The 23,452-nt window shown below is 62.7% G+C and carries 20 protein-coding genes; 5 read left to right on the forward strand and 15 right to left on the reverse strand.

Features of this window, described 5'->3' with window-relative positions:
• The first annotated feature begins 145 nt into the window (after positions 1 to 145).
• Positions 146 to 1,471 carry an ammonium transporter gene (locus tag SOP95_RS15180; RefSeq protein WP_274077850.1) on the forward strand — a complete coding sequence of 442 codons (1,326 nt, stop codon included), beginning with the start codon at positions 146 to 148 and terminating at the stop codon, positions 1,469 to 1,471.
• Between the two features lie 133 nt (positions 1,472 to 1,604).
• Here SOP95_RS15180 and SOP95_RS15185 read toward each other — a convergent pair whose 3' ends face one another.
• The 9 genes from SOP95_RS15185 to SOP95_RS15225 form a co-directional block, all read right to left on the reverse strand.
• Positions 1,605 to 2,525, reverse strand: a complete 921-nt coding sequence (locus tag SOP95_RS15185; protein ID WP_442967741.1) for a bifunctional 5,10-methylenetetrahydrofolate dehydrogenase/5,10-methenyltetrahydrofolate cyclohydrolase — start codon at positions 2,523 to 2,525, stop codon at positions 1,605 to 1,607.
• A gap of 87 nt (positions 2,526 to 2,612) precedes the next feature.
• On the reverse strand, positions 2,613 to 4,292 hold the full coding sequence (locus tag SOP95_RS15190; RefSeq protein WP_274077851.1) for an APC family permease: 1,680 nt from the start codon (positions 4,290 to 4,292) through the stop codon (positions 2,613 to 2,615).
• Between the two features lie 171 nt (positions 4,293 to 4,463).
• Positions 4,464 to 6,806: a DUF1989 domain-containing protein gene (locus tag SOP95_RS15195; RefSeq protein WP_323607471.1), complete on the reverse strand. Its 2,343-nt coding sequence runs from the start codon at positions 6,804 to 6,806 to the stop codon at positions 4,464 to 4,466.
• A 14-nt stretch (positions 6,807 to 6,820) separates the two neighbouring features.
• A complete protein-coding gene (locus tag SOP95_RS15200) occupies positions 6,821 to 8,188 on the reverse strand; it encodes an NAD(P)-binding domain-containing protein (RefSeq protein ID WP_274077853.1) in 1,368 nt (455 codons plus the stop codon).
• A 43-nt stretch (positions 8,189 to 8,231) separates the two neighbouring features.
• Entirely contained in the window at positions 8,232 to 9,098 is an 867-nt protein-coding gene (gene purU, locus SOP95_RS15205) for a formyltetrahydrofolate deformylase (RefSeq protein ID WP_323607472.1), read from the reverse strand.
• A 29-nt stretch (positions 9,099 to 9,127) separates the two neighbouring features.
• Complete coding sequence (locus SOP95_RS15210) at positions 9,128 to 10,258, reverse strand: aminomethyltransferase family protein (protein ID WP_274077855.1); 1,131 nt, start codon at positions 10,256 to 10,258, stop codon at positions 9,128 to 9,130.
• Between the two features lie 34 nt (positions 10,259 to 10,292).
• Positions 10,293 to 11,309 (reverse strand): heme-dependent oxidative N-demethylase family protein, encoded by a 1,017-nt coding sequence (locus tag SOP95_RS15215; RefSeq protein ID WP_323607473.1) that lies wholly within the window; start codon positions 11,307 to 11,309, stop codon positions 10,293 to 10,295.
• 9 nt (positions 11,310 to 11,318) lie between these two features.
• Complete coding sequence (locus SOP95_RS15220) at positions 11,319 to 12,248, reverse strand: PDR/VanB family oxidoreductase (protein WP_323607474.1); 930 nt, start codon at positions 12,246 to 12,248, stop codon at positions 11,319 to 11,321.
• Positions 12,245 to 12,757, reverse strand: a complete 513-nt coding sequence (locus tag SOP95_RS15225) for a dimethylamine monooxygenase subunit DmmA family protein (protein ID WP_274077858.1) — start codon at positions 12,755 to 12,757, stop codon at positions 12,245 to 12,247. Before SOP95_RS15225 ends, SOP95_RS15220 begins: the two co-directional genes overlap by 4 nt.
• A gap of 224 nt (positions 12,758 to 12,981) precedes the next feature.
• On the opposite strand from SOP95_RS15225, the gene SOP95_RS15230 reads away from it, so the two are divergent.
• Genes SOP95_RS15230 through SOP95_RS15240 form a run of 3 tightly spaced genes read left to right on the forward strand, consistent with a single transcriptional unit; the run spans position 12,982 to position 15,520 of the window.
• Complete coding sequence (locus SOP95_RS15230; RefSeq protein WP_323607475.1) at positions 12,982 to 14,130, forward strand: ATP-binding protein; 1,149 nt, start codon at positions 12,982 to 12,984, stop codon at positions 14,128 to 14,130.
• Positions 14,099 to 14,770: a response regulator gene (locus SOP95_RS15235; protein ID WP_274077860.1), complete on the forward strand. Its 672-nt coding sequence runs from the start codon at positions 14,099 to 14,101 to the stop codon at positions 14,768 to 14,770. The genes SOP95_RS15230 and SOP95_RS15235 overlap by 32 nt, the downstream gene beginning before the upstream one ends.
• A complete protein-coding gene (locus tag SOP95_RS15240) occupies positions 14,771 to 15,520 on the forward strand; it encodes a PAS domain-containing protein (RefSeq protein WP_274077861.1) in 750 nt (249 codons plus the stop codon).
• Between the two features lie 28 nt (positions 15,521 to 15,548).
• On the opposite strand, the gene SOP95_RS15245 is transcribed toward SOP95_RS15240, so the two are convergent.
• The 5 genes from SOP95_RS15245 to SOP95_RS15265 form a co-directional block, all read right to left on the reverse strand.
• Positions 15,549 to 16,910: a purine-cytosine permease family protein gene (locus SOP95_RS15245; protein ID WP_323607477.1), complete on the reverse strand. Its 1,362-nt coding sequence runs from the start codon at positions 16,908 to 16,910 to the stop codon at positions 15,549 to 15,551.
• Positions 16,911 to 16,915: 5 nt separating this feature from the next.
• Complete coding sequence (locus SOP95_RS15250) at positions 16,916 to 17,593, reverse strand: isochorismatase family cysteine hydrolase (protein WP_274077863.1); 678 nt, start codon at positions 17,591 to 17,593, stop codon at positions 16,916 to 16,918.
• Between the two features lie 109 nt (positions 17,594 to 17,702).
• On the reverse strand, positions 17,703 to 17,855 hold the full coding sequence (locus tag SOP95_RS15255; RefSeq protein WP_162837834.1) for a hypothetical protein: 153 nt from the start codon (positions 17,853 to 17,855) through the stop codon (positions 17,703 to 17,705).
• Positions 17,856 to 18,021: 166 nt separating this feature from the next.
• A complete protein-coding gene (locus tag SOP95_RS15260) occupies positions 18,022 to 19,065 on the reverse strand; it encodes an LLM class flavin-dependent oxidoreductase (protein ID WP_274077865.1) in 1,044 nt (347 codons plus the stop codon).
• Between the two features lie 154 nt (positions 19,066 to 19,219).
• Positions 19,220 to 19,705 carry a flavin reductase family protein gene (locus tag SOP95_RS15265; RefSeq protein ID WP_274077866.1) on the reverse strand — a complete coding sequence of 162 codons (486 nt, stop codon included), beginning with the start codon at positions 19,703 to 19,705 and terminating at the stop codon, positions 19,220 to 19,222.
• Positions 19,706 to 20,028: 323 nt separating this feature from the next.
• Here SOP95_RS15265 and SOP95_RS15270 point away from each other — a divergent pair, with 323 nt between their 5' ends.
• A complete protein-coding gene (locus SOP95_RS15270) occupies positions 20,029 to 21,435 on the forward strand; it encodes a purine-cytosine permease family protein (RefSeq protein ID WP_323607480.1) in 1,407 nt (468 codons plus the stop codon).
• An 856-nt stretch (positions 21,436 to 22,291) separates the two neighbouring features.
• Here the strand turns inward: SOP95_RS15270 and SOP95_RS15275 are convergent.
• Positions 22,292 to 23,446, reverse strand: a complete 1,155-nt coding sequence (locus SOP95_RS15275) for an ABC transporter ATP-binding protein (RefSeq protein ID WP_274077868.1) — start codon at positions 23,444 to 23,446, stop codon at positions 22,292 to 22,294.
• Positions 23,447 to 23,452 lie beyond the last annotated feature (6 nt).

The raw sequence follows: 23,452 nt of genomic DNA on the forward strand, positions 1-23,452 counted from the left end.
GCGTCCGAGAGATCGCCTTCGCCGGCAAGCCGGGCTCCTACAAGGACGTATACGCATCAGATATTCGAAGAGGCCATCAAGGCCCATTGTTTTGCTACTTGCTCGCTGCCCGACACTTCCGATTTCCATTGCAGGAGCTTCGAACATGGTCAATCGTCTTCTCGGCAAATCCCTTCTGGGCCTGGTGGCGGCCGGTGCGCTGGTGCCCCTGGCGCAGGCCGCCGATGCACCAACATTGAACACCGGCAGCACCGCCTGGATGGTCACCGCCACGGTCTTGGTGCTGTTCATGTGCCTGCCCGGTCTCGCCCTGTTTTATGGCGGCCTGGTGCGGGCGAAAAACATGTTGTCGTTGTTCACCCAGTGTTTCGGCATCGCAGGGTTGGTGGGCGTCCTGTGGGTGATCTACGGCTACAGCATGGTGGTCGACTCCACGGGCATGGTCGAGGGCGAGGTGAGCTTCAACAGTTTTGTCGGCGGCCTGAGCCGGGCGTTTCTCGCCGGAATGACCCCGGAAAGCCTGGTCGGCGAGATCCCGGAAGGGGTGTTCGTGACCTTCCAGATGACCTTCGCCATCATCACCCCGGCGCTGATCGCCGGTGCCTTCGCCGAACGCATGAAATTCTCCGCGGCGCTGTTGTTCATGGCGCTGTGGTTCACCCTGGTGTACGCCCCGGTGGCGCACATGGTCTGGGGTGGTGCGGGGGCCTTGATGCATAACTGGGGTGTCCTCGATTTCGCCGGTGGCACCGCCGTGCACATCAATGCCGGTGTCGCCGCGCTGGCCGCCTGCCTGATCCTGGGCAAGCGCAAGGGCTATGAAAATACGCCTATGCCGGCGCACAACCTGAGCCTGACCATGGCCGGTGCCGCCATGCTCTGGGTCGGCTGGTTCGGTTTCAACATCGGTTCCGGTGGCGGCCTCAGCGGCACGTCCGGCGTGGTCATGCTCAACACCCAACTGGGCGCATGCGCCGGGATCCTGGGCTGGATGTTCACCGAGTGGTTCAAGGTCGGCAAACCAAGTGCGCTGGGCCTGGCCAGCGGCGCCCTGGCCGGTCTGGTGGGGATTACGCCGGCGTGCGCCTATGTGGGCGTGGGCGGTGCGCTGGCCATCGGTCTGTTGTGCGGGGTGTTCTGCTACCTGAGCGTCACCGTGCTCAAGCGTCGCTTCGGTTATGACGACAGCCTGGATGTATTCGGGCTTCACGGCATCGGCGGGATGATCGGCGCGGTTTTGACCGGGGTGTTCTGCGTACCGTCCCTGGGCGGGCTGGTAGAAGGCGTGACCATGGGCGGTCAGGTGCTGGCGCAAGTGAAGGGTGTGTTGATGACCACGGTCTATTGCTTCGCCATCAGCTGGATCATTCTCAAGGTGATCAACGCGGTGATCGGCTTGCGCGCCGATGACTCGGTGGAGGAGATGGGCCTGGATCTGGCCGAGCACAACGAGCGTGCCTACAACCACTGATCGACGAGAACCCTGTAACCCTGTAGGAGCGAGCTTGCTCGCGATGGTCTCAAAGGCGCCGCGTGTAACCTGAAAACACGCGTCTTCGTTAACGACCATCGCGAGCAAGCTCGCTCCTACATGTACACGTACATCAGACGAAGGCTGGTTCCGCCTGACGAATTCCCACCGCACGCTGCAACTGGCTGGCGATCAGGGTGTTCTTCAGCAGATAGGCAATGGTCATCGGCCCGACCCCACCGGGCACCGGTGTGATGGCGCTGGCGACCGTGCGCGCACTGGCGTAGTCGACATCGCCGACCAGTCGATTGCCCGACTCGCTGCTGATGCGATTGATCCCCACATCGATCACCACCGCCCCGGGCTTGAGCCAGCTGGCATCGATCAGCCCTGGACGACCCACCGCCGCCACCACTATGTCCGCCAGCCTGCACAAGGCCGGCGCATCGACGCTGCGCGAGTGCACCACACTGACCGAGCAGTCGGCCTGCAACAACAGCGTCGCCATGGGCTTGCCGACAATGTTCGAACGACCGATGACCACGGCGTGCTTGCCACTCAAGTCGCCGCAGGTTTCGTGCAGCAGGCGCATGCAGCCGCTTGGAGTGCAGGGTGTCAGCACTTCGATGCCCTGGACCAGGCCACCGACGTTTTCCCGATGAAACCCGTCCACGTCCTTGATCGGATCGATGGCATGGATCACCGCCGCTTCATCGATGTGGGCCGGCAACGGCAATTGCACCAGGATCCCGTTCACGGTGACGTCGGCGTTCAGTTGCGCGATCAGGTCCAGCACCTCGGCCTGACTGGCGTTTTCCGCCAGGCGGTACTCCAGTGAACGGATGCCGACCTCCCTGGCCCGCAGCAGCTTGTTGCGCACATACACTTCACTGGCCGGGTCTGCACCCACCAGCAGCACGGCCAGGGCCGGGAAGATCTGTTGTCGGGACAGGACCTCAACTTCTTCTCGAACCTCGTCGAGAACCAGGGCCGAGATGGCTTTGCCGTCGATATCGCGGGCAGGTGCGGGGGTGGCGTTGAGCAAAATAGTCACCGTTGTCTGGATTGAGTGGGAGATGAAGCGATCACCGAGGCGCCGTTGCGCCCCGATGATGGATCAGAGACCTGCGGGCAAGGACGCTCAGGCTACCAGTTGATGGCAGCCATACACCACCAGCACGCCCGCGATTAGCGTGGCATAGGGCAACCAGCCGGCGCGTTTCAGGCCGGCATCGGCCTGTACGTGCAGCTCGTTGAGCATGGCTTGCGGGAAGCGCCCCTTGTCCTGCACGTAGTGGCGATAGCAGAACACCGGCAGGATCAATAGCGCCAGCAGCAGGCCCGTCACCAGGGTTCCGGCACCCCAGATATCGGCGCCCAGGCCCATGCAGGCCAAGTTGACGAAACTCAGTACACCACCGGCCGCCAGCAGCACGGTGGGCGCCTTGTAGGGGCGGACCCAATCCGGGCGATCCAGGCGATGGATCCAGCCTGCGTTGAGGTTGAGGAAGTTGAAGATGATGTAGCTGACGTTCGACGCCGCGAGCACGAAGACATAGTCGGACATCAGCAACAGCAACAGGTTGAACGACAGGTCGGTCCACATGGCGGCGGTGGGTGCACCATGTTCGTTGGTGCGGCCCAGGTATTTCGGCAGCCAGCCATCCACCGACGCCTGGTACAGGGTGCGCGAGGACCCGGACATCGAAGTCATGATCGCCAGCAAGGTGGCAAGGACCAGCATGATCAACACGATGTTGGCCACCACCTTGCCACCGCCGATGCTGTCCGCCATGACCTGGCCAACGCCCATGCCACTGTAAATCGCCGGCGACAACAGACCGCTGTAGACCGCGGGTGTGATCACCGCGCCGCTGCTATCGAGCACCGCCGGTGTCACCAACTGACCTAGACCCAGGCTGCCTTGAAACGCCAGGGGCACGAGGGTGAATACCAGGATGCACAGCAGGCCGGCATAGAAGATCGCCTTGAAGGTGTCGCGTTTGGGATCCTTGAATTCGCGCGTATAACACACCGCCGTTTCGAAACCGTAGGTCGACCACGCGGCCATGAACAACCCGCCGGCCATCAGCGACCAACCGGACATATCCCAGGGCCCGTCGATGACCTGGCCGGCCGCATCATGGGCCAGGGGGTACAGCGGCAGGAAGTTGGCCTGGGCCGCGTCCCCGGTGAACAACGGCACGACGCCCACCAGCAGCAACGGAATCAGCGACGTCACACCGAGCACCAGGGTCAGGCGTGCCGAGCGCAGGATGCCGCCATGCTGCACGGCAAACACCGTCAGCAGGATCAACAGGCCGATGGCGAAGGTCGCATTGACCCGTAGCGACAGGCCGCTCTTGATCCAGCCCAGGTCGAGCAAGGTCAGTTGCCAGGTATTGATCAATGCATCGGCGGGAAACAGCGCGGTGAGGATGTAGCCGGCCGCCAGCCCGGAACCGATCGACAGCACCGGCGACCAGGCCAGCCAGTTGCACCAGACCGACACCGGCGCGATCAGCTTGCTGTAGCGCACCCAGGCCACAGCACCGTAGACCGAGGCGCCCCCGGACTTGTGCGGGAACAGCCCGGCAATTTCGGCATAGGTGAAGGCCTGGATGAAGCCGAACACAATTGACACGATCCAGACGATCCAGGCCGGTTTGCCGACCGTGGCGGCGATGGCGCCGATAGAGAACAGCACCAGGGCGGGCACGCCACTGGCGACCCAGAAAGCCCCGCGCCAATCGATCTTGCGGTGCAGGCTGCCCACCGAACCGGCGGCCTGCGGTACGGCCTCGAACGTAGTCGCTTCCATCTTCGTATTCCCATGTCTTGAGTAGAGCGGCCCGTAGGAGCGAGCTTGCTCGCGATGGACTTGAGAACGCCGCGTTAAACCAGTAAACACGCGTTATCGTTAACGACCATCGCGAGCGAGCTCGCACCTACAGGTGCGGGTATGGGCAGCAAACAATGAATGTGAAGTCGATCAACTGCGTACCCGGCTCTTGTCCGGGTCGTAGAAAATCGCTGCGCTGACCGTGGCGCTGATGCGCTTCTGCAGGCCATCGACTTTGCCGATTTCCAGTTCCGTGCCCGCGTCGGCACAGGCCACATCGACCCGGCACAAGGCGATGTTGCTGGCCAGCAACGGCGAACGGCAGGCACTGGTGATGACGCCGACCCGGGCCCGGCCGCGGTAGACCGGGTCGCCGTGGTGGGCCGCTTCGTTACCGTTCAATTGCAGGCCCACCAGCTTGTGGGCGGGATGGGCGCTGCGGCGCAGCAGGGCGTCGCGTCCGATGAAGTCATCGGTCTTGCTTTTCAGCGGTACGCAAAAACCGATACCCGCTTCGAATGGATCGGTCTGGTCGCTGAACTCGTAGCCGGCAAACACCAGCCCGGCTTCAATGCGCAGCATGTCCAGCGCTTCCAGGCCCAGCGGCACCATGCCCAAGGGTTGGCCGAGCGCCCAGATCCGGTCCCAGACCTTTTCGGCATCATTGGGGTGGCACCAGACTTCATAACCCAGTTCGCCGGTGTAGCCGGTGCGCGAAATCATCAGTGGGCAGCCGTCGTAATCGTCCAGCCGGCCGACCAGGAAACGGAACCAGCCCAGGGTTTCCAGGCTCGGCTGGGTCGGCGCAGTCCAGACCATTTGTTTGAGCAGATCGCGGCTCATCGGGCCTTGCACGGCCAGGTTATGAATCTGCTCACTGGCGGATTTGATCCAGACCTTCATGCCCAGCTTCTGCGCCTGCTCGCGCAGCCAGACTCCGGCGTAGTCCTCGCCGCAGATCCAGCGGAAGTTATCCGGGCCCAGGCGCAGCAGGGTGCCGTCGTCGAGCATGCCGCCATGCTCGTGACACATCGCCGAGTACACCACTTGCCCCACCGCCAGGCGCCGCACGTCGCGGGTCAGGCAGTACTGCAACAAGGCTTCGGCGTCGGGGCCGATGATCTCGAACTTGCGCAGGGCGGTCAGGTCCATCACCGCCACCCGTTCGCGGCAACCCAGGTATTCCTCGATGGCGCCATAGCCGTCATAACGCAGGGGCAGCCACCAGTTGCGGTAGTCGACGAAGCTGCGGGTCAGGGCGCTGGTTCGTGAATGGAAGCCCGATTTACGGGTGAGGATCGGGTCGGCATCGGCCGTGGTTCGAGTGCTCATGGCGATGGAAAAACGCTCCTTTTCGCTGTAGATACGGACATGGATATCGGTCGGGTTCCAGCCATTGGCCGGGTCGATGTCATCCGGGCACGAAGTACTGCCGCACAACAGATCGGTCATGGCCCGCAGCAGCACATAGTCGCCGGGGCGTGACCAGGGTTCGTCGAGCGTCATCTGCTGGTGCGCGTCGATCCCGGTATTGAAGAAAAAGTTGATCGCCGGCCAGCCGTTGCGCGGCTTGACACCGTGGGGCGCCATCACCCGGCTGAGGTTGTCGCTGCAGTTGTCGTGCCCGAAATAGCCGTGGCTCTCGTAGTAGCGAGCGGCGCAGGCCAGGGCGAAGGAGTCGTGGCGGCCGACGGTGTCGTGCACCACCTCGAGCATCGGCTGCATTCGCTGGTCGAAAAACTTCGAAAACAGCCCCGGTGCCGGATAAGCGCTGCCGTTCAAGGTGCGGGTAACGGTCTGGTCCAGGTCCAGTTCCTCACCGCGATCCAGCGCGCGCCGATCCAGGGCGACGAAGTCCGAGCACTGGCGTCCGGCGACATCCAGCACTTGCACGTACTGGCCCTTGCCGACCCTGTAGCTGTGAGCAGTGCCGGGGCTCAGGGTGAACTCGTCCAGCAGTTCACCCAGGGGTTCCGGGAGGGCGGGCAGCAACAGGGACGAGGGATTGGCCCGGGTCACCCACAATCTCAGTTCGCTGGGCCGGTATTGCCGGTCGACCGAGGTCGGCCCGGCGGGGGCGGCGACGATCACCAGCACCTCAGCGCAGGCCACGAAATGCCGGCTGTGGCCGGCGGGGCTGTCGTCGTCCCACAGGGAGGCGGCGGCAGGCAGCTGTTGTGGGTCGACACCGCGCCGCACCAGCGCCTGTTTCACCCGACGAGCCTGCGCGCTCCCGTCGACCAGGCGTGAAGCGATGAACCGGCAGCTTGGCGAACCGCTCAGCGCCCAATCGCCGAGCGCGCTGCGGCCGTTGATGGTCAACGCCAGCAACTCGCAGGGCTGTTGGCCTTCGAGGTCGATCACTTGCAGGCTGTCGCCGGGCTGCAGGGCGACCAGGGTCAGGCCACCGGCCGCCACCCGGTAGCGCTCAAGGTCAGGGGCGCGGGCAAAGAGCCCGGGCTCCCGGGGTCGCGAAAAACGAGGTGCTTGCATGACAGGCTCCAGGGTCAGCCGACCGACTTGATGGCGGCGGGCGGTTCACCGAGGTACGCCGCCATGGAGTCGTCCAGGGCCTGCAACCACGGGGTGTGGTGGGGCGGCGACTGGGTGCCGGTCATCAGCGAGCGGTAGGACTTGTCGCGATAACCCATGATGTTTTGCGCCTTGTCATGCTTCCAGTGCAGGAAGGTCTGGTTGACCGCGGCGATGTCGAAGTCGGGGTAGTCGGTGGCATCCACCAGGTGCTGGATGTAGGCGCCCTGGTACTCGAACATCTGCTGGTTGGTTTGCAGCGTCTGTTCCCGTTCATGCCATTGCCGGCTGTCGGCGATCATTTCGGCCTGGCCTGGCAGTTCGATGCGCCCCAGGATGACATCGCGGGCGTACCAGGCCTGGGCATCGAACATGTTGAAGGAGTACCACTGATCCTGCATGCCGAGGTAGATCAGCCGCGGGTTGGCTTCCCAGAACACGCCTTTGTAGAGGTTCATGGGCCACAGGCGGTTGTCGGTCTTGAGGCTCAATTCGTCTGGCAGGAACGGGAAGTGATGCTTGTAACCGGTGCAGAGAATGACCGCATCGATATGCTTGCTGCTGCCATCGATGAACCAGGCTCGGTTGTTTTCCAGGCGTTGCAGCAGCGGTTTCTCTTCCCAGTTGTCCGGCCAGTTATAGCCCATGGGCGCGGTGCGGTAGCAGCTGGTGATGCTGCGGGCGCCGTACTTGTAGCATTGCGAACCGATGTCTTCGGCGGAATAGCTGCTGCCGACGATCAACAGGTCCTTGCCCTTGAATTCCAGTGCCTCACGGAAATCGTGGGCGTGCAGGATGCGCCCGGCGAACTGTTCGAAGCCTTCGAAGTACGGCACCTTGGGTGTAGAGAAGTGGCCACAGGCGTTGATCACGTAGTCGAACTGTTCGCAGGTCAGCGTATCGCTGTTGTAGTCGTGGGCGTGCAGGGTGAAACGCTGGCTTTGCTCATCGAACGTGACCTGGCGCACCACATTGTTGAAGCGGATGTAGTCACGTACGCCAGCCTTTTCCACCCGGCCCTTGATGTAGTCCCACAGCACTTCGCGCGGCGGGTAGGAGCCGATGGCGCGGCCGAAATGCTCTTCGAAGGTGTAGTCGGCGAACTCCAGGCATTCCTTGGGGCCGTTCGACCACAGGTAGCGGTACATGCTGCCGTGCACCGGTTCACCGTTCTCGTCCAGGCCGGTTCGCCAGGTGTAGTTCCACATGCCGCCCCAGTCGCTCTGCTTTTCGAAGCAGACCAGTTCGGGGATGTCGGCGCCCTTGTCGCGGGCCGACTGGAAAGCGCGAAGTTGCGCCAGGCCGCAAGGTCCGGCGCCGATGATTGCCACGCGTAAAGTCATGATCGTGCCTCGTAATGGCTCTTGGGATAAAGGGCAGGCGCGCTCAGCGAAAGATCACTGTCTTGTCCTGGTTGATGAACACCCGGTGTTCCAGGTGGTATTTGAGGGCTTTGGACAGGGCCACGGTTTCGGTATCGCGGCCGATGGCGACCAGGGAGTCGGGCAGATGGGTGTGATCGACCCGCTGGATTTCCTGCTCGATGATCGGTCCCTCGTCGAGGTCGCTGGTGACGTAGTGCGCCGTGGCCCCGATCAGCTTCACGCCTCGGTCGTAGGCCTGGTGATACGGCTTGGCCCCCTTGAAGCCCGGCAGGAACGAGTGATGGATATTGATGGCGCGACCGGACAGCTGTTGGCACAGTCCATCGGAGAGGATCTGCATGTAGCGGGCAAGGACCACCAGGTCGGTGCGGGTATCCTCGACGATGCGCATCAACTCGGCTTCTTGACTGGCCTTGCTGTCCTTGGTGATGGGCAGGTAGATGAAACGAATGCCTTCGCGTTCGGCCATGGCCCGCAGGTCGAGGTGGTTGGAGACCACTGCCGTGATGGTCATGTCCATTTCGCCTTTGCGGTGGCGATACAGCAGGTCGGTCAGGCAATGGTCGAATTTGCTGACCATCAGCAACACCCGGGTCGGCTGGCTGGTGCAGAAGAGTTGCCACTGCATGTCGAAGCCGCTGGCCATGTCGCCCAGGTCTTCGCGCAGGGCACCGACATCGCCGGTGATGCCGGCGTTGAAGCGAAACACCGCGCGCATGAAAAACTGCCCGGTGAATTCGTCGTCGAATTGTGCGAGCTCGCTGATGTAGCAGTGTTGCGCCGCCAGGCAGGTGGTGATGGCGGCGACGATGCCGGAGGCTGCCGGGCAACTGATCTTGAGAATGTAGTGTTCGGGGGTATCCATCATGGGCTCCTTGATGAAATGAAAATGACGGCTCAGCCCTTGGCCGTGCGCTTGGTTTTTTCCGGGTCGTCGAAGGGCAGGGCATGGGTTACCGCCGCGCTGTCCTGGCTGCCGCGAACCTGCAGGGCAATACCTGGAACGGAGCAGGCAACGTTCATGCGGGCGATGGCCATGGAGCGCTTGCTCAGGCGTGAATACATGCCACAGGTGATCACCCCGACTTGTTTGTCGCCTTGCCAGAGGGTGTCGCCGGCCTCGGCAGGGCGGACGCCTTCGAGCAGTACGCCGGTGATCTTGAAACGCTCCTGGCCGCGCAGTCGAAAGTGTTCTTCGGCACCGCGGAAATCGCGTTTGTCCGGGGAGACGGTGAAGTCCAGACCCATTTCCCACAGGGTGTCGCCCGCCTTCTGGTCGGCGAAGGGGTACATCTGCGAGTTGTCGTAGGGAAAGAACATCAACGAGCTTTCCACCCGCAACCAGTCCAGCGCGGTGAAGGCGCAGGGGATGATGCCCAGGCCCGCGCCCTGTTCGAGAATCGAGTCCCACAGCGCCGGGGCATCGGCCGCCTTGCAAAAGATCTCGTAGCCTCGCTCGCCGGTGTAGCCGGTCCGGGAGATCATTACCGGGCGGTCGAACAGGCGGGTCTGCAAGTGATGGAAGTAGGGCAGCTGACGAATACCGGGGACGTGCTCGGCGAGAAAGTCCACTGCCAATGGCCCTTGCAGCGAGAGGTCGTGCAAGTCGTCGTCGAACAACACCGCCACTTGCCGGCCCTGGGATGAGCGCACCAGCATTTCGTGGCCGCTGCCGGCGCCATGCACCACCATGAACGCGTTGGGTCCGGTGCGGTAGACGATGCAGTCATCGACGAACTTGCCGTCCTCGTCGAGCATCGAGGCGTACACCGATTTGCCCGGGTAGAGCTTGGCGATGTCGCGGGTAGTAGCCCACTGCAACAGGCTTTCGGCGTGGGGACCGACGTAGTGGACTTTCTTCAACCCGGACACATCCATCAACCCGGCCCGGGTGCGGATCGCCTGATGATGATCGGCCAGTTCACTGCTGTAGGTCCAGGCAGTGCCCATGCCGTTCCAGTCTTCCAGGTTCGAGCCGAGTGCGCGGTGCCGTTCGGCCAGTGCAGAAATACGCCATGAGTGAGCCATGTGAGGATCCTTGTCGGAAGAAAGTGGTAAGGGGTCAGGCTTGCGGGTCGAAGCGGCTCAGCCACTGGACCAGAGTCTGTCGGTAGCGGCTCATGCCCTTGTAGTCGGCGATCGGCTCGGGCAGGTCGCGCAGGACGCGGTGCAGGCGGCAGCCCCAGCCGGGCTGAGTGACCAGCTCATCCATGCTGATCAGGTAGGTGCGGATGCTGAACATCACCGCGTTGCTGCGGGGCAAGCGGGCCATCACTTGCAGTTCGACCCGCAGATGCACTTGCTGCCCGACGTTGCCAGCCGTAATGCGCCCACGGTCGGCGCCCCATTCATGGAACGTCTCGGGTGAGGAGTCGAGGCGCGGATTGATGGTCAGCGTCCAGTTCAGGCGGCGAACCGGCTTCCCGACCTGCAAGGCCAGCAGGTACTTGAGTGCGCGGTCGAACACGCCCATCTGATGGGCCATGGGCACGGGCGAATGCCACTGCTTGAAACTCATGCCGGCGTCGAATGCCAGGGACCAGTCGGCTGGGCTCGTGACCATGCCGGCGTCCATGTACAGATCACCGTCGCGCTGGTCGAGCAGGGCGAAATCCCCCTGGACCTGGCGGGTGATGAACTCCAGCGGCTCGCAGGGCAGGCTCGCGGCATCGCCGAAGACAAAGTGCTGGTCGATGTCCAGCAGCTGATTGCGCCAATGCCAGTGCTCGCCCTGACGCTCCAGCACAAACCACTGCGGATAATCGGCGGCGAGCTGCTCCATGAGCATCTGCAGGGCATCCCACGCTGCCACTTGCATGTGCGGCATCACCAGGTAGCGGCGCGGGTCCTTGTCCAGTACCAGGGCGCGTTCGGCCATTTCCGAACGGTAGTGTTCGTCGATGTCGAAGCCGTGCTGGTAAATCGAACCAGGGTCCCGGGACGTGGCCGGTTCGATGTTCACCGAATACAGGTAGCTGTCCTCGGTGAACGGGAAGGGAAAGCGGCGGATGGCGGCGGGGCTGTTGCGAAAACTGAAGTCGTTGCGGTAGCTCAGCACCGGGCTGGATGGAATGGTCATGGTCGACTCCTAGAGGTCTAGCGAAACGCAGGGGCCGCGGCCGCGAGAGACGCAGGGCATGAGAAATTCGCCCTGCTCGGCGGGGCTGAGGAAGCTGTCGCGGTGTTCGATGTCGCCGCGCACATGGCGGGTCATGCATTGGCCGCAGACCCCGCCGCGACACAGGTTGGGCACCTGCAGGCCGGCGGACTCCAGCGCTTCGAGCAGACTCTGTTCAGCGCCGACCCGCAGGCGCTGCCCGCTGCGCAGCAGTTCCAGGTCAAAGGCTTGCCCAGGTTCTGCGGCCTTGAAGGCCTCCCAGTGCACCCGCATCGAAGGCCAGCCCAGGGCCTTGGCCTGTTGCCGGACTGCATCGAGCAAGGGTTGCGGGCCACAGGTATAGACATGGCTGCCCAGCGGGCGGTCGCGCAAGATGGTGTCCAGGTCCGGGCGGGCGCTGTAGGTGTGCAGTCGCGAGCCCAGCCGTTGTTGCAAGGGCTCGAGATAGGCATCGCTCAGGCCAGGGCGATACAGGTAATGCAGTTCGAAATCGGCCTGGCGTCGCTCCAGCTCGGCGATGTGCGCCATGAACGGCGTGATGCCGATGCCGCCGGCGATGAGGATGTGCAGGCGGGCGGGGGCGTGCAGGGCGAACAGGTTGGCCGGCGGCGATATCTGCAGGGTGTCACCCACCTGGACGTGTCGATGCAGGTACTGTGAGCCGCCGCGGGAGGCTTCCTGCAGGCGTACGGCGATGCGGTAGTGCTGGTGGTCCGCCGGGTCGCTGGTCAACGAATAGGCATTGCGCACCTGGCCGCTGCCCAGTGGCAGGTGCACCTGCACATGACTGCCGGCGGAGAATCCCGGCAGGGTGCCGCTGCAGGGCTCCAGGGTGAGTTCGCGCACCACGGGGGTGAGCATGTCGGCCGTGCTGACCCGGACCTTCAGCGAGGCGCTCATGGCTGGACTCCGGCGTAGGGCTGGTCGGGATCGCTGCAGACGCCGAGGTAAGCCCCCAGGCGTTGGGAAAAGTGCTGGCGCACCTCCAGCCCGACTTCACAGCGCTCGCAGGTCATCGCTGGCTGCGGCCCGCACGCCTGGGTCAGTCCGCAATGCACGCAATACACCTGGCGCGGGCCGACGGTGGCGTGGGTGATGTCGATCTCGTCGTCTTCCAGCCCGGCGGCGCGAGCCTGGGCATGGATGCGCCAGACGAATGCCTCGTCGCCCATGATGTACAGGTGACTGCCCACGGTGGCGCTGCCCAGTACCTGCTGCAGGCGCGCTTGGAAGTCGCTGTTCTGCTGGTTCAGCACCAGGGGCTGTTGCAAGTCGCCGACAAAGGACGCGCAGGCGGCCGCCGATTGCATGACCACGATATGGCGGGTGGCGGCTTCACGAGGCTGGGGCTGGCGATAGCGCGGCAGGCTGTGAAGTCGATCCGGAGCGGCGCTGTGTCTATCCGTCATGCTGGCTTTCCTGTTGATCCGCCCCTGTTTGCGGGGCGGGAAAGGTGGCGTTGCACAGGGCGTGTTGTTTCCTGCTGAGGAAGATAATTTCCTACGGGGAAAAATCTCTCAATCCAGAAAAAGCGCTATCTCTTTGGGGGTAGGTCGAGCACGGCGGCCATTCAGGGCATGGAAGTTGCTCGTCCTTGTTCACAGCCGAGCAAGCGGACGGGGAGTGATCGAGAGTGCGAACACGAGTGCAGTGGTGGCCGCTCTGGTTGGGGCGTATCCGTCCCGAACAGGCGCGCAGCGTGCGCCAGCTGTTGGCCGGGTTGCCCTTGAGCCAGGTGCACGCTGACGGTGCCCTGGCGGTTTTTCTGGACCGTTTCGAAGCACTGTTGCCCGCTTGCCAGCTGAATCTGGTCCTGGCCGGTGTCGAGCCGACGCCGGCTCGGCGCGGCGTGATCGAGGGTTGCCAGGGCGTGCTGGACTGCCCACGGCGTGCCTCGGCAGCGAGTGAATCCGCCCAGGCCTGCGGCCCTTGTCGGCAACGGGGCGTGCATCGCCTGCTGTGTTCCGTACCCAACGGCGACCAACCCGGCAGCAGCGGCTGGTTGCTGCTCGATACGCCGCGCGCGGCCGGCGCGAGCTGGCGCCAGTTGCTGGAGGAGGCCGCGCAGGCCGTGGACGTCAGCGTGCGTCTGCTCTGTCACAGCCGTGAACAGCAGCGTCGGCAGGCGACTTTCCGGCACGGTGCACTGGCCCGTGAACTGCACGATTCGGTGGCGCAGCAGCTGGGTTATCTGTCGTTCCAGGCGAGTCTGCTGCAGTCGCAGCTGGGCGCGCCTGCGCAGGCGGCTGCGGTGTTGCAGGAGCTGCGCGGCGGCTTGAGCCAGTTGCAGCGCCAGGTACGTGAATTGATCACCAGCGCCCGCCTGACCATGGACGGGCGTTCCCTGCGCCAGGCCCTGGCCGACTCGGTCGCGGAGTTCTCGCGGCGCTGCATCATCGTGTTCGAACTGGACAACCGCCTGGCCGACGATGCCTTGGGCGCGGAAACCGAATTGCAGGTACTGCAGATCATCCGCGAGGCGCTGGCCAACGCTGTACGCCATTCCCATGCACGCCATGTGCGCATCGAGTTGCGGCAAGACCAGGACGGCGCTGTGTCGGTGTCGGTGGAGGATGACGGCATCGGCTTGAGCCCGGCGTCCGGGGAGGACAACCATTTCGGCCTGGCGATCATCCGCGAGCGGGCCGCGAGCATTGGTGCGCGCCTGGCCATCGAGGCCATCCGCCCGCACGGGGTACGCGTACACCTTGGCCTTTGCCGTCACCAGGATTTGCCTGAGGGGAGTTTCGATGGACTGCACGACCTTGTTACTGATCGATGATCACCCGTTGTTTCGCAAGGGCCTGGCCCAGCTGTTCGGTGCCAGCGACGACTTTGAAGTGGTGGGCCAGGCCGCCAGTGGCCGCGAAGGCATCAATCTGGCCGTGAGCCTGGCGCCGCAACAGGTCCTGCTTGACCTGCACATGCCCGGCTTGAGCGGCTTGCAGGTCCTCGATGAGCTGCGCCAGTTGCGCCTCGACTGTCAGGTGGTGGTGCTCACCGCGTCGATGGATCGCGCCGAACTGCTGATGGCCCTGCGCCTGGGGGCCAGTGGTTATGTGCTCAAGGAAACCGAGCCCGATGCACTGCTGGACTACATGCGCAATTGCAACCGGGGCGCGATCGTCCTGGATTCGACCCTGATTGCCCTGCTGGCCGACCAGGACGCGCCGACGCCCCGGCCCGGGCACGATCTTGAGCACGCCGATACCCATAACCTGACCGAGCGCGAAGGCCAGACGCTGGCCTTGATCGCCGCTGGCATGAGCAATAAGCAGATCGGCCGGGAACTGGGGATCAGCGACGGCACGGTGAAGATCTATGTGAAGAATCTCTTGCAGAAGCTCAGTCTGCACTCGCGCCTGGAGCTGGCGGCCTGGGTGCATAACGGCGCATCGGTGAGACATGAGGAGCGCCATTAGATGATCGATCACCCCGAGGCAATCGTCCCAACAGCGCCTGTGCAGCGGATGGATCACTTCCCGGCGGCGTTGCTTGAACTGGCCGATGACGGTCGCATCGTCCACTTCAACCTGGCGTGGGTCGAGCTGATGGATCGACCCCAGGGCGAGCGTTACCTGATTGACCATGTGCACCACGAAGACCGATCGATGTGGCGCCAGGCGCTGCATGAATTGCGGCGGCGGCCCGAGACTTCGTTCAACCAGCGTCTGCGTTTCGTGCACCCCTCGGGGGAGTTGCGCTGGTTCGAGGTCAGTCTCAAGCGCGGTGACCAGGGGTTCTATCTGGTAGCGGGGGATATCACCGTGCACAAGCGGCGCGAGATTGCCTTGCTGGCCAGCCAGCGCAGTTGCATGAGTTTGCTCGACAGCATGCCGGGGCTGATCTACCGCGGCCGCAACAACCGGGACTGGACCATGGAGTTCGTCAGTGCCGGGTGCCTGCAACTGACCGGCTATCCCGCGGAGCGGCTGGTGGACAATCACGAATTCACCTACAACAGCCTGATCCTGGCGCAGGACGCCGATTATGTCTGGCGCGAAGTGCAATATGCCCTGTCACGGCGCGAGCCGTTCGAACTCAACTACCGGATTCGCTGCGCCGATCAATCGATCAAGCACGTCTGGGAGAAGGGGGTGGGGATCTACGCCGATACCCGAGAAGTGCTGGGTATCGAAGGGGCCATTTTCGAGCGCAACGCCGGGCACTGAGTCCGGCGTTGTGTTCTTGAGGGATGGATCAGGACAGTTCAGCGATGCGTTCGCCGCGCTTGCCGAGCTTCATCAGCCAGTAATAACTCAAGGCCGGCACCAGCAAGCCGACCAGCCAGGCCAGGTCGACGCCATCGAGCGCCGTGGCCACTGGACCGACATAGAGCGTGGTATTCATGAACGGAATCTCCAGGGCAATCGCCAGGACAAAACTGCCGCAGGCGATCCAGTTGACCCGCCCGTAAATCCCGTTGAGGTCGAAGATGTCGTCGATCCGGTATTCACCTTTGCGCAGGCAATAGAAGTCCACCAGGTTGATCGCCGTCCAGGGGATCAGGAAGTAGCTCATGAAGAAAATGAAGTTGAGGAAGAAGGTGATGAAATCGTCCTGACTGATGGTGCACAGGCCGGTCGCCACCACGCTGATCACCAGCATGAACAGGCCGCGCACCCGCGGCGTCACTTTCAATCTTGCGAAGGGTTCGATCACGGTGATGGTCGACATGAACGCACCGTACAGGTTGAACACGTTGATCGACACCTGGCCATAGACGATGAACGCGAACAGCAGGATCGCGCCGCTGCCGAACAGCCCGGCGACATGGCCGCCGACGTTGCTGGAAAAGTCGCCGATGCCGACGCTCAGGATCGCCCCTAGGATCATCATCCAGGCACCGCCGCTGACCGTGCCGGCGTAGCTGTACCAGAACACTTGGGCGCTCGAGGTATTGCTCGGCAGATAACGCGAATAGTCGGCGACATAGGGCGCATAGGACAGCTGCCAGGTCACGGCGATGCTCACCGCCACCAGGAACTTCGACAGCGAGAACCCCGTCGGCAGCCATTGCTCGGCCGGGATCGACAGCTGCAGGGCGAACAGCGTGGCGGCGGCGAAGACCAGCAGGGAGAGGATCGACAGCAGCTTCTGCAAGCGGTGAATCAGCCGGTAGCCAAACAGCGCTACCACGAAGCACAGGGCGCCGATCAGGTAGATGTTGCCGCTGGCCGGCAGCGGGCTGACCGACTCCAGCGCCTGGGCCGCCAGCAGGGTATTGCTGACGAAGAACCCGAGGTAGATCAGCATTACGAACAGCAGCGGCAACACCGCCCCGAGCACGCCGAATTGCGCGCGGCTCTGGATCATCTGCGGAATGCCCAATTTGGGCCCCTGGGCGGAATGGGAGGCCATGAAAATCGCCCCCAGCAACGAGCCGACGACGATTGCCAGGGCGCTCCAGAACAGGTTGAGCCCCATCACCACCGGCAGCACACCGGAGGCGATGGTGGTGATGTTCATGTTGGCGCCGAACCAGATGAAGAACAGCGACCCCGGCCGGCCATGGCGTTCGCCTTCGGGGATGAAATCGATGCTTCTTTTTTCGACTTGCATGGCGATTACTCCTGAGTCCGGGCGAGGTGGGCGTGCAAACGGGCGATGGTGCCTGGCAGCTCATGGGGCTGGTGGGCGAACAGGTCCGGGTGCTCGGGATTGAGGCTCAGGTAGTCGCGGTTTTCCAGGGCGCGTTGGCATTCGCTGCGGGTGAGGATTTCCAGGGAGTAGACCCAGTTGGCCATGATCAACAGGGCCGAGTAGTGGCCGGCGAGGGTGGTCGTGGTGCAGGCGTCGCTGACCAGGCGAATGTGGTAACCCAGGGCGAAGGCGTCGAACACCGTGGTCAGCACGCAGACATCGGTGAGTACGCCGCAGATGGTCAGCGTGTGAACGTCCAGCGCCTTGAGCCGGGCATCCAGGTCGGTACGGTGGAAGGCGCTGTAGCGGCCTTTATCGATCACCGTTTCAGCGGGCTGCGGGGCCAGGCTCTCGATGATCTCCACCTGGCGGGTGCCGGCGCGATAACCGCTGGGGCCGCCGTCGGGCGCGCGGGGTTCGCCGGGCGGCAGGTCGCTGCCATCGGCTGGATTGACATGACGGGTATAGAGGATCGGGACCCGCTGCTGGCGGGCGGTTTCGAGAAGGAAGGCCGTGTTGGCCACCACCGAGTCGAAGTGTTCGAGGACGAAGCCGTCCTCCTGTTGCATGTCGATGATCAACAGTGCGTTTTTATTGTTCATGGAGCAAACCTGATCATGGCCGGACGCGGTAGCGTCCCGAAGCACAATGCAGCGCAAGCGCGAGGCTATCGCCTGACGTTCGGCTACGTGGATTCCTGTTCGGGTGGGCTCAGTGAACTATTTGCCAGAAGCCGTTCTGCTTGGCGGTAACGCTGGCGCGCAGGCGCTTGAAATGCAGGTGCGAAGACGTCCAGCCACCGCGCAGGTAAGCCCGCGCGGCGCTGGAGGGAAGGGCGAGTGATTGGAGACGACCATTGGACATGGGAATCGACCCTTGTAGGAGCGAGCTTGCTCGCGAAGAGGGCAGCTCATTCAACATCGATGGCGACGGACCTGACGCTTTCGCGAGCAAGCCCGCTCCCACAGGACAACGCGGTCATTCAGATGGCGCGCGTTATCGTTGGCGTCCAACGCGAGCAAGCTTGCTCCTACCGGAACGCCGGAACCACGTGCTTGATAAACAGCTCCAGGGACTTTTTCTTCTCGGCGTGCGGCAGGCTGTTGTCGCACCAGAAACTGAACTCGTCGACGCCCAGTTCCTGATAGTACTTGATGCGCGGGATGATTTCTTCCGGGGTGCCGATCATGGCGGTCTTGTGCAGGCTCTCCAGTTCGAACTCCGGGCGGCCGGCGAATTTCTCTTCCGGGCTGGGCTCCAGGAAGCCGTTGACCGGGGTTACCTTGTTGCCGAACCAGGCATCGAAAGTGCGGTAGAACCTGGCGATGGCCTTGGCCCCGACTTTCCAGCCTTCGGGATTGTCGGCCGAGTGCACGTGGGTATGACGCAGCACCATCAATTGCGGGCGCGGCACGTCCGGGTTGTTGTCCAGGGCGGCCTGGAATTTGTTCTTCAGGTCGAGGACTTCTTCGTCGCCTTTCATCAGCGGCGTGACCATCACGTTGCAGCCATTGGCGACGGCGAAGTTGTGCGAGTCCGGGTCACGGGCGGCGATCCACATCGGCGGGTTCGGCTTCTGGATCGGCTTGGGCACGCTGGTGGACGTCGGGAATTTCCAGATGTCGCCGTCATGGGCGTAGTCGCCTTGCCACAGGGCACGCACCACCGGAACCATTTCCCGCAATGCCTGGCCGCCAGAGGAGGCGGGCATGCCGCCGGCCATGCGGTCGAATTCAACCTGGTAAGCGCCACGGGCCAGGCCCACTTCCATGCGCCCGTTGCTGATGACGTCCAGCAGCGCGCATTCACCGGCGACCCGGATCGGGTGCCAGAACGGCGCGATGATGGTGCCGGCGCCCAGGTGAATGGTGGTGGTCTTGCCGGCCAGGTAGGCCAGCAGCGGCATCGGGCTTGGCGAAATGGTGTATTCCATGGCGTGGTGTTCACCGATCCATACGGTGCTGAAACCACCGGCCTCGGCCATCAGCGTCAGTTCGGTCAAGTCTTCGAACAACTGGCGGTGGCTGACGCTTTCGTCCCAACGTTCCATGTGTACGAACAGGGAAAATTTCATGACGCTACCTCGAATCTCTTGTGGTCGACCCGTCGACTGCGGGGCTGTTGATTATTGGTATACCATAATACGATATTGATGCAACAATTTTAAGATCAGAAGATCGCAGCCTGCGGCAGCTCCTACACAGGCGGTGATCTTTTGCCTGTAAGTGTCAGGCCAGAACGGGCAAGGCACCCATCTTGCCGTGGCAATACACCAGCGGCCCGGCGTTCTGCCGGGGCACGATCAGGTTCTTCACCGCGCCGACCATGATCGCGTGATCGCCCCCTTCATATTCGCGCCACAACTCGCATTCGATGACCGCCGTGGCGTTGGCCAGGATCGGGTTGCCCAGCTCGCTCAACGTCCACTCGATGCCCTGCGCCTTGTCCTTGCCCTTGCGGGCGAAGGCATAGGCTTCGCTCTGCTGGCCGCCGGACAGTACGTGAATGGCAAAGCGCTTGTTCCTGATCAGGACAGGGTAGGAGTCGGAGCTGTAGTTGGGGCAGAACAACACCAGGGCCGGGTCCATCGACAGCGAGCTGAAGGCGCTGGCGGTCAGGCCGACGATCTGGCCGTCGTCATCGAGTGTGGTGATCACGCAAACGCCGGACGGGAACGAGCCCATGACTTGTTTGTAGATGGCGGCATCGATCATTGGACTGTCCTCGGGAGTGAAGCGTGGTTTTTATGAGTTTGTAGGTCTGATGGTATACCGTAATACATCGTTTGCAAGGTCTTTTTCGGTGAACCGATAAACGTAGGGTCGTCGTCGGAACCTCAATGTTTACGGGGCTTCAAGCGGGTCATGAACGCTGACTGGCGGGCAGGATGGCGGATCAGATGGGCATTCGAAGACCGGATCAGTCTTGTGAAAATGTTGGAATACCATAATATGGTGCGCATCTGAGGGGCGACCACAGAGTCCCCCCGGTTTGGCTTCATACAAAGATAAGAACAGACAAACTCGAGTTCATGCATATGTCCCAGATGTCCCGGCAAGACCCGTTGATCGAGAATCACACGGTCGATTACGTTCCACTCGCAGAGCGCCACGGGAAGGCCCGCGATCTTTTCACTCTATGGTTCAGCACCAACATCGCGCCGCTGCCCATCGTGACGGGTGCCATGGTGGTCCAGGTGTTCCACCTCGACCTGTTCTGGGGGTTGCTGGCGATTGCCCTCGGGCATATGGTCGGCGGGCTGGTGATTGCCCTGGCATCGGCCCAGGGGCCGCGCATGGGTATTCCGCAAATGGTCCAGAGCCGGGGTCAGTTTGGGCGCTATGGCGCTTTGCTGATCGTGTTCTTCGCCGCACTGATCTACGTCGGTTTCTTCATCTCCAACATCGTGCTGGCGGGCAAGTCGATTGTCGGCATCGCACCGTCGGTGCCAGTGCCGGCGAGCATCCTGATCGGCGCCCTGAGCGCCACGGCGATCGGTGTGATCGGTTACCGCTTCATCCACTCACTCAACCGCATCGGCACCTGGGTCATGGGCAGCGCCTTGCTCGCCGGCTTCCTCTACATCTTCGCCCATGACCTGCCGGCGGACTTTTTCACCCGCGGCGGTTTCAACTTGTCCGGCTGGTTGGCCACGGTGTCCCTGGGGATCATCTGGCAGATCAGCTTTTCGCCCTACGTGTCGGACTACTCGCGCTACCTGCCGGCCGACATCGGCATCGCCAAGCCGTTCTGGGCCACCTACCTGGGGGCAACCCTGGGCACGATCCTGTCCTTCACCTTCGGCGCGGTGGCTGTACTGGCGACCCCGGAAGGCACCGAAGCAATGGCTGCGGTGAAGCAATCCACCGGCTGGCTGGGGCCGATCCTGATGGTGCTGTTCCTGCTCAACATCATCAGCCACAACGCCTTGAATCTGTATGGCGCGGTGCTGTCGATCATCACCTCGATCCAGACCTTCGCCAGTCAGTGGACGCCGAGCATCAAGGTGCGTGTGGTGTTGTCGACCGTGGTGCTGGTGGGCTGCTGTGTGGTGGCGCTGGGCGCTTCGGCGGACTTCATCTCGCAGTTCATCGGGCTGATCCTGGCGTTGCTGCTGGTGCTGGTGCCCTGGGCTTCGATCAACCTGATCGACTTCTATGTGATCAAGCGCGGGTCCTATGACATAACCTCGATCTTCCGTGCGGATGGCGGGATTTATGGGCGCTACAATCTGCATGCGATCGTCGCGTATTTCATCGGGATCATTGTGCAGCTACCGTTTGCCAATACTTCGTTGTATGTCGGGCCTTATGCCAATCTGGTGGAAGGGGCGGACTTGTCGTGGCTGGTGGGGTTGGTGGTGACTTGTCCGCTCTACTATTGCCTGGCTACCCGTGGGCGGGCTGAGCGGAGTCGGGCTTCTAAGTTGGGTTATACCGATTGATGGTTTTTGTTTGTCTGGAATGCCCGGCTTTTGGCCGGGCATTTTTGTTTTGCTCGTAAACATATCCGGATTGCTACCTGATCGCGGCTATACACGATCTACTGTAGGAGCCGGCTTGCCGGCGATGGCGGCCTGACAACCGACCCATCTCCCACGGCCGTCCCCAATCTACTGTAGGAGCTGGCTTGCCAGCGAAGGCGGCCTCACAACCGACCCATCTCTCGCGGCCGTCCCCAATCTACTGTAGGAGCTGGCTTGCCAGCGAAGGCGGCCTCACAACCGACCCATCTCTCGCGGCCCTACCCGATCTACTGTGGGAGCTGGCCTGCCGGCGATGGCGGCCTGACAGCCGACCTATTGTTTGGTGTTGGAGTACATATCCATTCCTGCGGTAACGGCCACCTATGGCGCACCTCCTACCTGTAGGAGCGAGCTTGCTCGCGAAAAACGTCCGAAATACGCGGTCCCACAGACAGCTCGCGTCATCGTTGACGACCATCGCTGCGCTGCGGCGACCGACAAGCCAGCTCCTACAGGGGCGTTCACTTGAGATCAGGTCGGCTGTCAGGCCGCCATCGCCGGCAGGCCAGCTCCCACAGTAGATCGGGTACGGCCGCGAGAGATGGGGGTGGCTGTCAGGCCGCCATCGCCGGCAGGCCAGCTCCTACAATAGATCGGGTACGGCCGCGAGAGATGGGGTGGCTGTCAGGACGCCATCGCTGGCAGGCCGGCTCACACAAGGTTTTGCGGTACTGCAGCAATGGATATGTACGCCAAAAAAAAGGGCCACCGCAACCCGACGTTGCGGCGACCCGAGGGTGATACTCAATTAACGGCCCAGGGGAACCTCAAGGCATCAATGCGCCCCTGCAGCCTTGTTCAAATCACTCTCCGCCCACTCGGTATAAACACAAGCATCCGCAGTCGCCCAACGCACCCGCACCGGATCCCCCGCCTGCATCGGCATGCCCGCTGCGGAAAGCGCCTTGACGGTCATCGAGGTACCGCCCGAAGTCACCACGCTGCACGTCTGGCTTTCACCCAGGAACAACACCTCCACCACCTTGGCCGTCACTTCATTCCAGCCCGCGGCCAGCGGTTCCTGGGCGGCTTGTTCGATACTCAAGGCCAAGGCCTTTTCCGGCCGCACCATCAGCAACACATCCTGATCGGTTTGCAGCCCGGCCGTCAGGCGGATCGACAGCGGCTGCCCTTCGAACGAAGCCACCGCGTTGCCCTGGGCCTTGAGCTTGAGGAAGTTCGAGTTGCCGAGGAACGAGGCGACAAAGGCGTTCGGCGGGTTCTGGTACAGGTCATAACCGCTGCCCAGGCCGACGATCTTGCCGTGGCTGAAGATGGCGATGCGCTGGGACAGGCGCATGGCTTCTTCCTGGTCGTGGGTCACGTAGACGATGGTGATGCCCAGGCGCCGATGCAGCTGGCGCAGTTCGTCCTGCAAGTCTTCACGCAGTTTCTTGTCCAGTGCGCCCAGCGGTTCATCCATCAGCAGGATGCGTGGTTCGTAGACCAGCGCCCGGGCGATGGCGACACGTTGCTGCTGGCCGCCGGAGAGTTGCGAAGGGCGGCGATGGGCGAATTGCTCGAGCTGCACCAGCTTGAGCATGGCATCGACCCGACGTTCACGCTCGGCGGTGGCCAGTTTGCGGATCGCCAACGGGAAGGCGATGTTGTCGCGCACCGACAGGTGCGGGAACAGCGAGTAGCGCTGGAACACCATGCCGATGTCACGCTTGTGCGGCGGCACGTTCACCAGCGACTGGCCATTGACCAGGATCTCGCCGCTGCTCGGGGTTTCAAAACCGGCGAGCATCGACAGGGTGGTACTTTTGCCCGAGCCGCTGGAGCCGAGGAAGGTGAGGAATTCACCGTCCTTGATGTCCAGCGAGATGTCGTCCACGGCGGCAAAGTCGCCGTAGTATTTGTTCAGGTTGCGCAGGCTCACCAGGGGCTTGTCATTTTGCTGCGCGGAATCTTTGATCACTGCACTCATGTCGTA

This window comes from Pseudomonas sp. YuFO8 (assembly GCF_035065025.1).
Lineage (GTDB): Bacteria > Pseudomonadota > Gammaproteobacteria > Pseudomonadales > Pseudomonadaceae > Aquipseudomonas > Aquipseudomonas putida_AE.